Annotated in this window: 9 protein-coding genes; 6 read left to right on the top strand and 3 right to left on the bottom strand. The window is 35.6% G+C overall.

Annotation, left to right across the window (positions count from 1 at the left end):
• Positions 1-6: 6 nt before the first annotated feature.
• The 3 genes from BLS98_RS06420 to BLS98_RS23500 form a co-directional block, all read right to left on the bottom strand.
• Positions 7-6834 carry an FG-GAP-like repeat-containing protein gene (locus BLS98_RS06420; protein ID WP_089734737.1) on the bottom strand — a complete coding sequence of 2276 codons (6828 nt, stop codon included), beginning with the start codon at positions 6832-6834 and terminating at the stop codon, positions 7-9.
• Positions 6835-6935: 101 nt separating this feature from the next.
• Positions 6936-7421, bottom strand: a complete 486-nt coding sequence (locus tag BLS98_RS06415) for a hypothetical protein (protein ID WP_089734735.1) — start codon at positions 7419-7421, stop codon at positions 6936-6938.
• Between the two features lie 7 nt (positions 7422-7428).
• Complete coding sequence (locus BLS98_RS23500; RefSeq protein WP_089734734.1) at positions 7429-8259, bottom strand: hypothetical protein; 831 nt, start codon at positions 8257-8259, stop codon at positions 7429-7431.
• Positions 8260-8626: 367 nt separating this feature from the next.
• On the opposite strand from BLS98_RS23500, the gene BLS98_RS06405 reads away from it, so the two are divergent.
• From BLS98_RS06405 to BLS98_RS06380, 6 genes are all read left to right on the top strand, one after another.
• Positions 8627-8950: a DUF6660 family protein gene (locus tag BLS98_RS06405; protein ID WP_089734732.1), complete on the top strand. Its 324-nt coding sequence runs from the start codon at positions 8627-8629 to the stop codon at positions 8948-8950.
• A gap of 134 nt (positions 8951-9084) precedes the next feature.
• On the top strand, positions 9085-13446 hold the full coding sequence (locus tag BLS98_RS06400; protein ID WP_089734730.1) for a CusA/CzcA family heavy metal efflux RND transporter: 4362 nt from the start codon (positions 9085-9087) through the stop codon (positions 13444-13446).
• A 91-nt stretch (positions 13447-13537) separates the two neighbouring features.
• Positions 13538-14776, top strand: coding sequence for an efflux RND transporter periplasmic adaptor subunit (locus BLS98_RS06395; protein ID WP_089735688.1), 1239 nt, complete (start codon positions 13538-13540; stop codon positions 14774-14776).
• 150 nt (positions 14777-14926) lie between these two features.
• Positions 14927-15805 (top strand): bestrophin family protein, encoded by an 879-nt coding sequence (locus tag BLS98_RS06390; RefSeq protein ID WP_089734728.1) that lies wholly within the window; start codon positions 14927-14929, stop codon positions 15803-15805.
• A gap of 14 nt (positions 15806-15819) precedes the next feature.
• Complete coding sequence (locus tag BLS98_RS06385) at positions 15820-16722, top strand: cation diffusion facilitator family transporter (RefSeq protein ID WP_089734726.1); 903 nt, start codon at positions 15820-15822, stop codon at positions 16720-16722.
• A gap of 18 nt (positions 16723-16740) precedes the next feature.
• The gene (locus BLS98_RS06380) at positions 16741-17160 is read left to right on the top strand and encodes a Fur family transcriptional regulator (RefSeq protein WP_089734725.1); all 420 of its coding nucleotides are present in this window, start codon (positions 16741-16743) and stop codon (positions 17158-17160) included.
• Position 17161: the final 1 nt, after the last annotated feature.

Genomic DNA, 17161 nt, shown 5'->3' with positions numbered 1-17161 from the left:
ACAAAACTATTTAATAAAAGTGGTACTTGGACTCATAGCCCATGGCATCCACCCCTGGATTAATCTCATTTCCATTAATCCGGATACCATTCTATACTGAGCTCTCATTTGTATAACCTGTATATTAAAGAGAGCAGCTTCAGTGTGTATTCCTTTAGAAATTACAGTGTCTGATGTTGTTCCGATTATAAACTGTCCTCCAAAAGTACGCACACCTCTGTTTCCTGCCATAGCTCCAATCATTGAAGCGATTTGTCCGGAATTAGAGCTTGTATATAAGGTACCGTCCATTGCCTTAACTTCAGCAAATTGAACTCCTGAATATTTGTATGTTTTAGTTCCATTAGGAATTGGTATCATAATATTAAACGGACCTACTTTTAAATCGGTCTTTCTGTATTGCATTTCATCATGGATTAAGTCATAGATTCCATCGGGAATTGTATTTCTTGGTCTTCCTTTATACATCCCGGGAATCTTGCCATCATTACTTGTGTAATTCAGTGAAGCATAATCTACACGTATGATTGAATGAAAAGCATTTTCAAACATTATTCCTGCCTTTTGTTGCAATTGTCCGGATGAACAGGTTGTACAGAAATTGGTTTTGACATAATTTAGCAGTATGCTCTTTGTTAGCCCTTCCCAATCACTTTCCATGTTTTCATAAGGAGATACAATGTATCTGTATCCACTAGAAGTAGTACTTGTTGAGGTAATTGGGTTAGCAGATAGATTCCCTGTATAAGAAAGACCGCTTATTGCCCCACCCAGGAAATTATTTCCGTTAAAAGCCGAGTTTAATCCTCCTGAGACAATTCCGGGTAAAATATTTTTAATTGCTCCTGGATTGCTAGCAATGTTGCCTAATGTTCCTGAAAGAGATGCACCTGCTATTGCTCCTCCAAGTACTGCTCCCCATGATTTTTGCCAATCCCATTTGACTGGATTCCATGAGCCGTTTGCCTGTGCACCACTAAAATATCCACCTACCAAAGCTCCGGCTACTAACATCCAAAACTCACCGTTAGGATCATTATACATCATAGGGTTGTTTAATACATATCCATATTTATTATAATTCTGTGTATTATAAAGGTCTTGAATATTTTCATCGGGACTTAAGAATCTTCTTAATAATGGATCATATAATCTACCATTCATGTGGATAATTCCTACTTCAGTAAAATGCTCATGAGATGTATATCCTCTTTCTAGTAGTAAACCGTCATTATTGATGATGTCTTTTATTTTGTTAATATCAGTTTCTACTGTTCCGTTGGCAATCTGTAGGTGAGTTAAATGACCCCATGCATCAAAATGTCTTTGTTCCAGTTTATTCCCTGCTTCATCACTGATTGCTAATATGCTGCCTAAATAATCCTTATGGAGGAATTTATAAGATCCTGTAGTTTCATTATAATTTTTAAGGTAGATTATATTGCTTTCGTAAGGTGTTCCTCCAATATATAGAATATGTTTTTCTTTGCCTGTCGTGTTATTTTTAATAACTTCAAAACTACCTGCTTCACTATAATATTTTGTAAATTTACCCTCTCCTTCAGTATTAAAGTTTCCACCATATATTGCCATTTGCCTCATAGTAGTCAATCCATATTGGAAGGCCATATCTCCTTTTTCTCCATCAATAAAAATAGGATCATTATTCTCATTATAAATAATACTTTGAACAAGATCATTGTTATAATTTTTAACTCCGGATGGATTTAAGGTCATTCCGGTAGGTTGATAGATTTTAGAAGGATTATCAAATTTAATTTTCCCTACTTGATCGTTTTCAAGAATCCTTCCTTTTGCATCGTAAATATTTCTGTTGACTGGTGTACTACCTGTAACGGGATCTGTCCATTGAGTCAGACGATTGGTAGTATCATATCCGAAATTTTCTAAAATGTTGAAACTACCTGATGTGGTTCTGCTTTTCAGCTCGTTTTTAATAGCATCAAAAGTATATTTGATATTTATTAGAGTAGGATTCCCTGTGGAGGTATGTTCTATTTCAGTTAAAAGACTATTGGTGTCGTATTTATTAGTAATCTCGATTGATCCTAATTTTGCTTTGCTTACTTGTCCTCGGACATCCATTTCATTTAATTGCCAAAGAACCTTTCCAGTATTCTTATCTTTAATCTGATACAGTTCACCATTCCATTCACTGTAAATATTTTCAATATTCACTTTGGTAAGTAAACCAGATGAATAGAGACTCTTTTCATAGGAAATGATTCTTGCTTTGTCATCATAAGTAATAGCTTTCTGAATGAAATATTTTCCATTACTGCTTTCCGATACAGAAAGTAATCTTCCTTGAGCATCATAAGCGGTATTGGAATTATAGGGCTTATTTTGGGATGTTCCTGATTTTGAAACAAGTCTGCCTTTATCGTCATATTGATAAGCAATGGTTTTATTAGTGGCTTTTCCACCATCTGTTGTGGACATTTCTTTTTGAGAAATGAGCTGGCCAAATTTGTTATATGTATATTCTTTAATTCCTTTCGGGCTTGTTACCTTTTTAGTTTGTCCAAATCCGTAGTATTCATATTTATATACTCCATTGGAAGGGTCATTGAGTTCAGACTTTCTTCCCCATGAGTCATATTGAGTAGTGACAATATTTTCAGCATATTTTGCCTGAATTTGCTGCCCTGATGCATCATAAGAAAACTGAATGGTTCCTCCTTTATCCGTACTGGATATTATGTTTCCTAAAGCATCTGCTGTTTTGGTAGTAATTCTTAAATTGCCATTGGTTTCTTCTTCTGTAGTTGTATTTCCTGAAACAGATGTTTTTACTTGTTTTCCATTAAGTGTTGTTGATGTGATGACAGCCGGAAATACAGAATCATCATAAGAAATTGTATTCCATTTATTGGGGGTCTGTCCTTCAAAATAAGGCTCACTTTCTCCTATTTTTCTTCCCAATATATCATAAGTAAAGTCTTTGGAAACATATTTTTCTTGTTTAAAACCTTTGGTAGAAACTTTATACTCCTGTCCTAATTTATTGGTGAATTTTTTTGTAATATTTCCGTCAGGATCATATTGTGTAACGATTGAATTATATTGTTTATCTTTAGAATAGGTATATGTAACAGTTCCACTTAGATTCGATTTTGATTTTATAATTTTCCCCCATGAATCATACACATTGATAGAGGTATTTCCTAATGGATCAGTTTGTTTTGTAATTTGGCCCCAATCATTATATGATACATTAGTTTCTAATCCTAAATTATCTGTTGATTTAATAGCAAATTTTCCTTTATTATCATAGAAGGTAGTAGTAATCTGGCTCTGGGAATCAATACTATTTAACGATTCTTTTTGATTAACATTACCAAAGTCATCATAACTATAAATCTCTTCAAAATATCCGGTATTATCCCTGTTGTAAGTCTTATTGGATTTTAAAAGATTACCATTATAAATATACTCTTCTTTGGTTGATTTTGTGTCTCCATAAGCCTGTACAGTACTTGTAATTACTTTTGGCTTTCCAATACTATAGCTGCTTCCTGAATTTGTGTTTGGGGGATAATATTCTGTTTCAGAATTTGTAATAGAAAACCCGTTATTAACATTTATAATTGACTTTTTAGGAAGATATAAATTATCATATTCCAGAACAGTGTGAACTGTTTTTATATTTTTTAAAAAGTCTTTGGATACAGTAATATGTGGATTAATTGCTGTGACAATCTTAGGTTTGTCTGCATCTGAAACATTTGTAATAACACTTCCGTTAAGGAGTTTATCAATCTTATAAGTGTACTGTTTAAAAGATAATAATTGAGAATTGTTTTCAGAAACATCAGCAGGGAAAATCAAATTTTCATTATTAGTTTTGATAGACCATTCTTTTACAGGAATTCCTTCGTTAGTAGGATCAATTTCAGCTCCAGACCATATCTTGGTATTTTCAAATCCATCAGCATACCACGAACTTCGGGCTGTTTTTTTGAATCCGATCATACCTCGTCCAAGTATATTGGAAGTAAGACCTCTGTATTTGAAATTCTGTTTTAATTTACTGGTTGATGAAATGTCTTGTGAAAGTTCAGAAACCACATACATACCTGTTGATTGATTGATCTCAACATAAGGGTAATTTTCTGCCTTAACTCCGTCATATAATCCTGGATTTTTGGATTTGTCTAATTGTTTATAAGTAATATTAGTAGTAACGCCTCCCTGTGTTACACTGTTAATACGTCCTTCCTTAGAGGTGTCATAATATTGGGTTGATACTATAGACTGCCCGGTACCATAAGGATGATTTATTCCGAGTATACTGCCCATTGCCAGCATTTTTAACATAGCCCCTGTCCATTGGTCAGCAGGTACACCCATTAGATCATCCGTACTAACACCCAATACGAATTGCCTATTATTCTCATTGAGATAAATAGGGTAGGCCCCTCCATGTTGGATATTTGTAATAGAATACTGTCCTCCAAATGTTGAATAAACATTAAAGAATGCCTGTCCGCTTGAAGTATAACAAGCTCCTCGAATATTGTCTTCAAGTTTTAATCTCTTAAATAGTTTTTGATATTCAAGTTGAATAAGATCTGTTTTACCATCATTATTAATATCATAAGCAACAAAAGTTCGGGGGTCATAAATTCTGATATTTTCAGTATTGGGATCAACAAATACCCTACGGTCTCTTTCAGGGCGTTCAAAAACGAAAGTGTCTTCCTTAAACCCACGTCCTGTAGAAATATATTTATACCAAATAGCTGCAGTATTTGTTCCTGGCATTACAATGTCAGCCAGACCATCTCCATTAAAATCTCCTACCAAAGCATCTTGCCAATATCCATTTAAGGTCTGATCGTTTGCAGGGTTAAAAGGAGCTATGCTGGATTCATATTTACCTTGAGGGGTTTTCTTAAAAGTTATAAGCTGAGGCTTATTATTATCTAATTTAATAAAATCTAGAAGCCCATCCCCATTGAAATCTCCTATTCTATATTCGGAAAATACATCCGTATCAATACGATTACCATATAATTGGATAGGGGATAGTGATTCTTGTCCCGGAACATCCTGATCTGTATTTAATACAAAATATTTGTTTTCATTAATACAGACTTCCTGCCATGGTGAATTTGGAAATGCTGTTGGAACTTTAAAACATGTTTTATTCTCAAATTCAAAAATAATTTCCGAAAGCCCATCTCCATCAAGATCAAACTCCCTCATTTTCTTTAATTGTGTTAAGATATAATTGTCAGGGCTTTTTGGATCGGGTATTCCAATAGAAGCATCATAAGCAGCATTAGGAATTATTTTTTTATAATTTAAACTTAGTTGATTATCGTTTATGGAATAAAAGTCTAAATGTAAATTTGTTTTGAAAAGGGGAGAAATAGATATATTTCTAGCTGTTACAAATCCTTGTCTGCTATGTATGATATTATCTTTTTTGAAATTCAATACAAGGTTGTTTTTCAAGTCTAATTCAGAGTTTCCTACGAATACTGGAGAATCATGATAACCATCGTATTGAATCTTATAAAAATTAGAGTAGAGATATAATCCTGTTTGTTTTATTTTAGGCGATGTAGCAGAATGATATCTTAATAAATCAAGATTACCATCTCCATCAAAGTCTCCTACTAAATCTGTTTCAGAATTTGGTTTTAATGATACTATGCTATTGATTTCAAACTGACCATAACCAAACTTTTCATATGTAAAAATAACAGGTTCTGCTTCTTCATTTTTACTGTTTAAAATGCTAATCTTGTCCAGGTATTTGTATCTACTTATTTGAGCGTCATTTCTATAGAAAAGATTATATTTTTTATATTGTTTGTTATCAGTAGAAACCACAATGGATTGAAGCATTTTTGTCTGAGAAAACTCAATACCTTTTATATATGCTGTTTCAGCTTGTGGTCTTGCTCCAAATACAAAATCAATTTTATTAAAATGCGGAGTACTCTTAGGTTCATTACCTCCCCATTCAATGCTGTTGATTACTGATACATTTCCATCAACAATATAGTTATAGGTGATGTAATTTCCATTGCTGTCTTTCGATTTTACAATATTATAGTCGATGGCTGTTCTTGCTGAGCTGTTTCCTGAAGCGATAGCTCCGTACCATGTCTGGGAGCCATCTTCAAAAGTTATTTCCCAGTACTCTGGTCCTTGCCATGTTTGACCTGTTATAGTACCAATTGACCTAATCTTTATATTAGAATATTTTTCTGTCACATATTCTGCGCCGTCTTTGCCATATTCTCCGGATTTTAAAATAAGCCTTTGTCCATTAAAGCTATAGTAATCCGAATAATCAAGCTGTACACCTTTTGTGATTCCGTCTTTTTCAATATTTTTTCCAACTCTCGAAATGGATGTTATTCCTGAAATATTCCAACCATAACCAACAAGTCCGTTCCCTGCTCCACTTACATACGCAAGATTGATATTAGGGGCTGTTTTTTGCATACCTGGTGGAAGTTCAATAGCAAGGGTATATTGAAGTTGGCCAGCTTGGGTCACATCTATATTTCCTCTGGTATCATGAAATCTGAGTGTATCTGTTTCTGTTGTTTTTGTAGGATTATTAGCTCCCGCCTGTGAATCTGTTGGTCCTCCGCCTGAATTTTCTGTAGCAGGACCTAATTTTGCCAAAAACGGTTTTGAAATATCCGATTTGGCATGAAATCCCTGTGCCATAATCACCGCTTGCGGGTCCTGAACAGTCCGCGAGGTAGATTCAGCCTGATACAGAATAGTCTGTGAAAAGCCTAATACTGAACACAGGGATAATAGTAATGATAAAATTAATCTCATTATTTTATTCGTTAATTTTTATAAATGATTGCTGATGAAAGGCAATCAAAATGAGAGTAGAGAAAAAATTCTTTACTTTAAAATGTGTATAATCTTCTGTTTTATCGTTTAGTAACGTTTCTGCTAAAGATTCTTCCGTCCTTCAATGTAAACCGCAGAATATATACCCCCCAATCATAACCGGTCATGTTGATTTTTATTTGTCGGTTTAATCCAGAAGCATTCTGTTGCTGGAATTTCCAGTGAACTGTGCTATGTTGATACAATGAAACAGATTCTATTAAACTATCCACCTCTTCTGTCCAGTCAATAGTTAAATAATCATTTACCGGAACAGGATAAAGTCTGAGCTGTTTCCAGAATGTGTTTTCGTCTATAACAGAAGTCTGCTCAGTAATGGCTGCTGTTTTAGCCAATGGCTGTAATTTAATATCTTTTGTAGCAGGATCTTCAGCCGTTTTAGCAGCAGTGCCAGTTCCTCTGTATCGCTGATTTCCTGCTTCATCATACTTGAAATATACTTCAGTCTGTGAAAACCCAAGAAATCCTATTAATAGAGAAAATAGAGAAAATAATTTTCTTTTCATTAATGTCCTATTTTTGAGTAGATAAAAGCTTCTGAACAAGTTGTTCCAATTTTTCAATTTTGTTGGATTGAGATTGTAATTGCTTATTTTGCTCAATAGAATAAAGGGTTAATTCTTCAATTTTTTCCAACAGCTTAGCATCCATTTCACCTAGATTAATTCCGTCTTTCTCAACTTCCAATGCAGATGGAATGTTTGGTAAATGTCCTTTTTCTGAAATATGTTTTTCTACTTCTTCTAAAGAACGAAGTTTATAGTCTTTTTTGAATACATAGTCTGCCCAGCCATTGGTAGCAGGGTTTTCAACTTTCACCTGTTCGGCTTTGATTCCTTTTTTTACATAAAAAATAAAGTTAGGATCATTATCATACTGATCTGTACCTACTGTTACTTTTCCGGTGTTAAAGATGATAAGGTTGCTTTTATGCGCTCCATCAGTAAACTTTATTCTGGTAATATAGGGTGAGTCTGGAGTGCTTGTATCTGTGTTAGGGTCTACAGCATTATTATTAGGCATATTAAATTCCAGATTTTTTCCGCCAAAGTTTCTCATAACGAAATCTCCGGGAGAAGTCCATGGAGAAAGGCATCTTGCACAGATTGCTGCAGCTGCTTCTAATTTACCGTTTTGGTCACCAATGACAATACCATTGTGATATGGGCTGGAAAAAACTCTTAATCTTTCTTTATTATTCGTTTTAAAAGTTAAATCCTGATCGTCAGTAGTCCCAATAAAATTGTTGGAAGGGTTTGTTCCGGCATTTCCGGTAGTGTTCCAGCTTTGTGCAAAAATACTGGATGTCATAATGGTACAAACCAATAGTAATGTTCGTTTCATATATTAGTAAATAAATTCGTTTAGTAAGTTCTTTTGAAATCAAAAGAAAATGAAAATTTTCTTTGATTAATTGCGGATTGCATATCTATTTAGAATGGTTGTTTATTTTTTTGCAAAGGTAATAAATGATTGCTGTAATTCGGTGAAACCCCTTTATTTAAAGGGGTTTTGAGAGTGTAGTTGAATTTTAGAGTTATTTTGAGTTATTCTTAAAAATATGGCATTTGTTTTGGTTAATAAATAGTAATTATTTTGAAATAATAATTATTGGAAAAAATAGAGGTGATGAGAAGTATTTTGATTTTTGTCATATATTTAAAACTTTCATGATTCACCCATTTTAGAAAAAAACTTTACCTTTGTAGCAATGAACCTGTTAAGATGGATATTGGCGATTTATTTCATGGCGTTATCTTTAATGCCATGTGAAGACGTGTCTCATCCATTGAATTCAGGAAACAAAAGTGTCTCTTTAAGTATTTCCGAGACTCATTCTACTGAAAAAGGAGATATTTGTTCACCATTGTGTGCCTGCAGCTGTTGTCAGATGACGGTTTCGGCATTTAAAATGGATCCATTATTGGAGCTCCCTGAGCAGCTCCCTGCTTATTTTTCCAAGAAGATCTTATTTCATAAAAACGATTTTGCCTATCAGGTATACGATCCTATCTGGCAACCCCCTAAAATTTAATTGTATTGAACTTTAGAAAGTTATGCTTTCTAAGCCTACTTGAAACTTTGCAATATCATTGCAGAGGTTTTCAGGATATTTTTGCTGCAGGATTACTGTATGCATTTATTTTCAATAAAAATTAAATATAGATCGTGTTAGATAAAATAATAAAATTTAGTATCAAAAACAAGGTGGTCATTGGTCTTATGACCTTAGTATGGATCATCTGGGGAGTTTGGAGTGCTACCAAGCTGCCTATTGATGCTGTACCAGATATTACGAATAATCAGGTACAGATTATTACCGTATGTCCTACATTGGCAGGACAGGAGGTAGAACAATTGGTGACTTTTCCTATTGAGCAAAGTATTGCCAATGTTCCCGGTATTCAGGAGACAAGAAGTATTTCAAGATTTGGGCTTTCCGTGATTACCGTTGTATTCAAAGAAGAGGTTGATGTGTATTTCGCAAGACAATTGATCAGTGAGCAACTGAAAAATGCTGTAGAAGAAATACCTAAAGGAGTGGGAACTCCTGAGCTGGCTCCTGTAAGTACAGGTTTGGGAGAAGTCTATCAGTATATTCTCCATCCTAAAAAAGGAAGTGAGAAAAAATACAATGCTAAAGAACTTCGAACCATGCAGGACTGGATTGTCCGCAGACAACTTAACGGAACCCCGGGAGTTGCTGAAATCAACAGTTTTGGTGGTGAGTTAAAGCAATATGAAGTCGCTATAGATCCCAACCGACTGAAAGCAATGGGAATAAGCATCAGCGACTTATTCACAGCACTTGAAAAAAATAATCAAAATACCGGAGGTGCTTATATCGATAAAAAGCCTAATGCTTACTTTATCAGAGGGATAGGGCTAGTGTCATCTCTGGAAGATATAAAAAATATAGCTGTAAAAAACGAGACAGGTAGTGTTCCTATTTTTGTAAAAGACGTGGCAGATGTTCGTCTGGGAAGTGCTGTTCGATACGGAGCTTTAACCTATAACGGAAAGGTAGATGCTGTGGGAGGAGTAGTGATGATGCTGAAAGGAGCCAACAGTAATGAGGTCGTAGAAAATGTAAAAGCAAAGATTCCTACCATTCAAAAATCTCTTCCGAATGATGTGGTCATTGAACCATTCCTGGATAGAACAGATTTGGTAAGCAGAGCCATCAGTACTGTTGAAAAAAACCTGATGGAGGGAGCATTAATTGTAATTTTTGTTCTTGTTGTCTTCCTGGGGAATCTGAGAGCAGGGCTTATTGTAGCTTCTGCCATTCCACTTTCCCTATTATTTGCGCTTGGAATGATGAATGTCTTCGGGGTAAGTGCCAATCTGATGAGCCTGGGAGCAATAGATTTTGGACTTATTGTAGATGGGGCAGTCATTATCGTTGAAGCAACTCTGCATGTACTTCATAATAAAAATAAAGGAATGCTGACCCAGGTTCAAATGGACCAGGAAGTGGGAAGTGCAGCTTCTAAGATGATGAATAGTGCCATATTCGGACAGATTATCATTCTGATTGTTTACGTTCCAATTCTTACGTTGGCAGGAGTAGAAGGAAAAATGTTTACACCAATGGCTAAGACGGTAGGTTTTGCAATCATTGGAGCAACAATACTATCTATTACGTACATTCCAATGATGAGTGCATTATTTTTATCTAAAAAGATTTCACATAAAGAGACCCTTTCAGATAAAATGATGAATGCAATTCAGAAGGTTTATCAACCATTGTTACAAAAAGCAATTAGAGTTAAATATATTATCGTTTCAGCAACGATTGCGATTTTTGTCATCGCTGCTTTTATCTTTAAAAATATGGGTGGGGAATTTATTCCACAACTGCAGGAAGGAGATTTTGCATTCCACTGTATTCTTCCACAGGGAAGCTCATTGAGCCAGAGTATAGAAACTTCTATGCAGGCTTCCAGAATTATCAAACAATTTGATGAAGTCAAAATGGTTGTTGGAAAAACCGGTTCAGCCGAAGTTCCTACCGATCCGATGTCTCCTGAAGCAACCGATATGATTGTAGTATTGAAGCCGCAAAGAGAGTGGAAAACCCAAAAATCTTATAATGAACTGGCAGATGAGATTAGCGAGAAATTAGAAGCTATTCCAGGGGTATTTTTTGAAAAAAACCAACCGATCCAGATGCGTTTCAATGAATTGATGACAGGAATCAGACAGGATGTTGCCGTGAAAATTTTTGGAGAAAACCTCGACTCACTGGCGGTGTATGCGGACAAAGTGGGAAAAGTAATCCAGTCTGTTGATGGAGCAACAGCTCCTCAAATAGAAAGAGTAAGCGGTTTACCTCAAATCAACGTACAATATGACAGAACAAGAATTGCCAATTACGGATTAAATATTGAAGATGTCAATAATGCGGTAAGTACAGCCTTTGCAGGGAAAGCTGCCGGACAGGTTTTTGAAAATGAAAGACGTTTCGATTTAGTGGTGCGTCTTGACAGTCTACACAGATCAGATATTGCAGACGTCAATAATTTAATTATTACTACAGCTACAGGAGCGCAGATTCCCTTGTCACAAGTTGCCAATGTCAGTTACAAATTAGGCCCGGCACAGATCAGTCGTGAACAGGGAAAACGTAGAATTGTTATCGGGTTTAATGTAAAAGGACGTGATGTGGAAAGTGTAGTGAAAGATATTCAGGGAAAACTAGACAGAGAAATAAAATTGCCTTCAGGATATTATCTTACCTATGGTGGACAATTTGAAAATCTGCAGGAAGCAAGTAAGAGATTGATGATTGCTGTTCCGGTATCCCTTCTTCTTATCTTTATGTTGCTGTATTTCACGTTCCGCTCATTCAAACAGGCAGGATTGATTTTTACAGCGATTCCGATGAGTGCTATTGGAGGTGTATTTGCCCTTCTTCTAAGGGATATGCCGTTCAGTATCAGTGCCGGAATTGGGTTTATTGCACTTTTTGGAGTGGCAGTATTGAACGGGATTGTTTTGATCGGAACTTTTAATCATTTAGAAAAAGAAGGTGAAAAAGATCTTCTGAAAAGAGTGTTTGAGGGAACGAAGAGTAGGCTAAGACCTGTTTTGATGACGGCTACAGTAGCTTCGCTAGGATTTTTACCAATGGCAATTTCCACAGGTGCAGGTGCTGAAGTCCAAAAACCCCTGGCAACAGTAGTGATCGGTGGATTGGTATCAGCGACATTCCTTACTTTATTCGTTTTGCCAATGCTATATATTATTTTTAACACAAAGATTTTGAAAAGAAAAAATAATAATACAGGAACATTTACCATCGTTCTTGTTTTAGGATTGATGATGATGGGGCAAACTTTTAATGCACAATCTAAACAGATGTCCGTTGAACAAGCAGTACAGATTGCGGTGGATAACAATTTAATTTTAAAATCAAAAGATTTAAGTATTAAATCGGCCGAAGCTTTAAGACCAACATCTAAAGAACTTCCCAAGCTAAACGTTGAAGCTCAGCTAGGGCAATACAACAGCCGAAATTTTGATCAGTCGTTCGCGATCTCCCAGAGTATTCCTTTTCCAACGCTCTTTAAGGCAAGAAAAGAATTAATCAATGAAAATATTAAAAGTAAACAAATTGATAAAGAGGTAACCTCAAATGAGCTTGTAAAGCAGGTTCGAACTTATTATTATCAGATCGAATATCTTCAATATAACAAAGCTCAGCTGACAAGTCTTGATAAAGTTTATGATGATTTTATCAGAATCGCAACCATACGATTTAAAGCAGGTGATATAAAAAAGATTGAAATTAATACGGCAGAAACTCAAAAAGGAGAAATTGATTTGTTACTTAGACAGAATGAGGTATATTTAAATAACGCTTATAAGAATTTAAAAACCATTTTAAACACTTCAGAAGATTTTGAAGTTCCTTTCAATCAGAATTATGAACCATTGAAAGTAGAAAATGTATTGGATAGTGCAGTCGTTGCAAATAACCCGGCAGTGAGGGCTTTTTATCAGGAGATGGAAATTGCGGAGAAAAATAAAAAGGTTGAAAAGTCTTTAGGACTACCTGATTTCAGCTTACGATATACCAACCAGTCATTAATTGGTTTTCAGACGGTAAATGGGCAGGAAAGGTATTATGGATCCGGAAATCGGTTCAATGCCGCGACGATAGGAGTAGGTATTCCTTTGACGTTTGGCGCTACCAAAGCAAGAATTCAGGCATTGGAATATGAGAAACAGGTGGCTGAAACGAATGCGAAAATGCAGCAGAAGCAGCTTACGACGCAGTTGGACAATACCTTCAGTCAATATCAGCAGGATATACAGCAGTATGATTACTATACCAATCAGGCCATACCTAATGCTGAAAAAATTGTGAAAGCAGCTCAATTAGGCTATAAAACGGGAGAGATTTCCTATGTGGAGTACCTTTTTGCCCTGCAAACAGCAACCAATATTCAATTAAAATATCTGGAATCGATCCAGCAGGTCAATCAATCTGTAGTAACTATTAATTCAATCATTAATAAATAATATGAAATCACTATTCACAACATTTCAAGGTAAACAAATACAAATGAAAATGGTGATTACATATGATCTTATAAAAAATAAATATTTGCATATGAAACTCAAATATAATATCATATCCCTTATACTTATTTCCCTGTTGATTATAAGCTGTGGAAAAAAAGAAGCTTCAACAGAAAATGCTCCTGAGAAAACGCCTAAGAAAACAGAGCAGAAAGAAAAGTCAAAAGAAGAGGCACCTCAAACGATAGCCGCATTAACGGAAGAGCAGATGAAATCGGTAGAAGTGACTCTTGGAGCGGTAGAAATGAAAGAGCTGACCTCCACCATCAAAGCAAATGGTTTATTAAGTGTTCCCAATAGTAATAAAGCGACGATCACTTCTTTATATGGGGGGATTATCAAAACATTGAATATCCAGGTAGGGAGTGTTGTTAAAAAAGGGCAGGTGATTGCTACGATTGCCAATCCCGATTATATAAGACTTCAAGAGGATTATCTGACGACAAACAGTAGAATCACTTATGCTGAGCAGGAATACAGAAGACAAAGAGAGCTTTTTGATAATAATGCCGGAGCAAAGAAGAATTTGCAAAGTGCCGATGCTGAACTCAATACTTTAAGAACCAAAAGAGCCTCCCTTTTAAAACAACTTCAGATGATGGGAATAAGTCCGGGAAGTGTCAGCAATGGAAACATGAAGTCAGGATTAGTGATCACTGCTCCAATTAGTGGAACCATCAGTAGTATTACAGCACAGATTGGAAGTTATGTAGATATTTCGTCTCCGGTGGCTACCGTGATTGATAATGGTTCTATTCATCTGGATCTTCAGGTCTTTGAAAGAGATCTTCCTAAAATGAGAGTAGGACAGATTGTTCATTTTAAACTGACCAATAACCCTGAAACGGAATATGACGCAAGAATTTACAGCATAGGATCTTCTTTTGAAAATGATAGTAAAACCATTTCGATGCACTGCCAGGTGATCGGAAACAAAACCGGATTAATTGACGGTATGAATATCACAGGGATCGTGAGTCTTGATAAAAGTACTACACCGGCGGTTCCTTCCTCAGCAATCGTAGAGGCAGATAGCAAATATTATGTTTTTGTACAGACGGATAAAAAACCAGAGGAAGATCATGAAGAAAAAGGAAAACCCCATCCTAAAACTTTGAATTTTGAGAAAATAGAAGTGGTAAAAGGGACTTCGGATATGGGGTATACAGCGATTACACCCATAGGTCAAATTGCTGCTGATGCAAAAATTGTAGTGAAAGGAGCCTTTTTTGTAAATGCTAAACTCGTGAATTCAGGAGAACATGAATAAGTCGTAATGAACATGGTCGGGATCAGCCAGATATCAATTTTTATGCTTAAATTAGAACTGTTTACGTAATAGTTGATTAAAGTATAAAAACAGGCTGGTAGGAAGTAATGATCATCATACAGTATTTAATATTTAATAAATGATTCTATTATGCTATTGAACAAAAAAATATCAGTCTGGTATTTCATCCGTGAAATTAAATCTCAAATTCTGTTTATCGGAATATTTGCTGTAGCCATAGGAATTTTGGATATGCTGCCATGGTTTCAGAAAATTTCATTGCCTCTGAATATTCCTGCACTTTTGGGAACAGCAGTATCATTATTGTTGGCATTCAGAACCTCTCAATCTTATGAAAGATGGTGGGAAGCAAGAACCGTCTGGGGAGCTATTGTAAATGATTCCAGAAGTTTCGTAAGGCTTGTTATTCAGTTTTTACCTGCGGAAGATCATAAAACGATTAAGGAATTTGCAGAGAGACAGATTATCTGGACGTATGCTTTAGGAGAATCATTGAGAAAATTACCTTTTTCAGATAAAGTACAGAACTATTTGAAAGAAAATCAGATCAGTGCTGTTAATGTCCCGAATGCCCTTTTGGATGCTCATTCCAAACAGCTTAAAGAAATCGGAACTTCAAAATTGACAGATTTCCAGCAAATGCAGCTGAATGACATGGTAACCAGACTTTGCGACAGCATGGGGAAATGTGAAAGACTGAAGAACACTGTTTTTCCAAGGTCTTACAGCGTTCTGGTTCATACATTAATCTATGTATTTGCCATTATACTTCCATTTGGATTGGATGATTCTCAGCTGGTCATAGAGATTCTCATTACTTTCCTGATTCCGATTGTGTTTATTACCATTGAAAAAACCTCTATTATGATGCAGGATCCATTCGAAAACAGACCTGTAGATACTCCGGTAACCTCTCTGGCAGAAACCATAGAGATTAATATCAGACAAATGATTGGGGAACAAAACGTTCCCCCTAAAAAAGAAAATACATCCTATTATGAAATGTAATTAATTCATGAGCTATGGAAAATACCAAAACACAAATACAAACTCCCTCCGCAGCAAGCAGACATAAGAAAAACCTGCTAATAGTACTATGCCTGAGCGGAACCTATCTTATTGCTGAGGTTATAGGAGGAATTGTTACCAATAGCCTTGCGTTATTGGCAGATGCAGCACATATGTTGACTGATGTTGTGGGTCTACTGTTAGCCTTTATTGCCATAAAAATTGGAGAAAGAAAAGCAGATCCATCTAAAACATATGGATATTACCGAACTGAAATATTAGCTGCGGTAATCAATGCCGTTGTTTTATTAGGAATATCAATATATGTATTATTTGAAGCTTACAGACGCTTTCAAGATCCTCCGGAAGTACAAAGTAAATCAATGCTGATTGTAGCCGGAATCGGATTAATCGTAAACATTGTTGGTTTAATGATTTTAAGAAAGGACTCGGAAGCAAGTCTGAATATGAAAGGAGCCTATTTTGAAGTACTCTCAGATATGCTTACTTCCGTAGGAGTGATGATTGCGGGAGTGATTATGCTGACAACAGGTTGGTATTATGCTGACCCATTGATTTCCGCAGCTATCGGATTATTGATATTCCCAAGAACATGGCGATTGCTGAAAGAAGCTATTAATGTATTACTGGAAGGAACTCCGAATGATGTAGATATTCAAGAACTCCGAAAATCTCTGGAGCAGACTCCGGGAGTGAAGGATGTTCATGATCTGCATGTCTGGTCGCTGACCTCCAGTGTGAATGCGATGAGTGCCCACGTTGTTAAGGAAGATGGAACTTCTCAGAATCAATTATTAAAAACATTGACAGATACAACCGTTGAAAATTTTAAAATAAGCCATACCACTTTTCAGATTGAAGATGAAGGATATGAAGAAAATGAAGTACATCTGTAGAATTTTAAAGGATTAATAATGAAAAAAGATATAGAAAACAAACTCATCGATAAAAATACGAAACCTACCAGTATGAGAATTCTGGTATATGATTTTCTAAGCTCACAAGATGCTGCAATGTCTCTGTCTGAAATAGAAAATCACTTTGAGAATGCAGATCGGATTACCATTTATAGAACCTTAAAAACCTTTGAAGAAAAAGGAATTGTTCACAGTATTCAGGAAAATACCACTACAAAATACAAATTGTGTGATGACGATTGTGATGAGAAAACCCATAAAGACTGGCATCTTCACTTCTATTGCAAAATATGTAAACAGACGACCTGTAAAGAAGATATTTCCTTTCCGGAAAATATACAAACTAATTTCCGGATTGATGAAATAAGGCTTTTTGCCAAAGGAATTTGTGAAAATTGTCTTGAAAGTTTGCAATAGC

It is taken from the genome of Chryseobacterium jejuense (assembly GCF_900100075.1).
Classification (GTDB): domain Bacteria; phylum Bacteroidota; class Bacteroidia; order Flavobacteriales; family Weeksellaceae; genus Chryseobacterium; species Chryseobacterium jejuense.
This window is presented reverse-complemented; position numbering and strand designations above follow the sequence as displayed.

Excerpts from the sequence above, each read along its gene's own strand:
- BLS98_RS06420 (WP_089734737.1), bottom strand. The coding sequence starts at position 6,834 with ATGAGATTAATTTTATCATTACTATTATCCCTGTGTTCAGTATTAGGC.
- BLS98_RS06415 (WP_089734735.1), bottom strand. The coding sequence starts at position 7,421 with ATGAAAAGAAAATTATTTTCTCTATTTTCTCTATTAATAGGATTTCTT.
- BLS98_RS23500 (WP_089734734.1), bottom strand. The coding sequence starts at position 8,259 with ATGAAACGAACATTACTATTGGTTTGTACCATTATGACATCCAGTATT.
- BLS98_RS06405 (WP_089734732.1), top strand. The coding sequence starts at position 8,627 with ATGAACCTGTTAAGATGGATATTGGCGATTTATTTCATGGCGTTATCT.
- BLS98_RS06395 (WP_089735688.1), top strand. The coding sequence starts at position 13,538 with ATGAAACTCAAATATAATATCATATCCCTTATACTTATTTCCCTGTTG.
- BLS98_RS06390 (WP_089734728.1), top strand. The coding sequence starts at position 14,927 with ATGCTATTGAACAAAAAAATATCAGTCTGGTATTTCATCCGTGAAATT.
- BLS98_RS06385 (WP_089734726.1), top strand. The coding sequence starts at position 15,820 with ATGGAAAATACCAAAACACAAATACAAACTCCCTCCGCAGCAAGCAGA.
- BLS98_RS06380 (WP_089734725.1), top strand. The coding sequence starts at position 16,741 with ATGAAAAAAGATATAGAAAACAAACTCATCGATAAAAATACGAAACCT.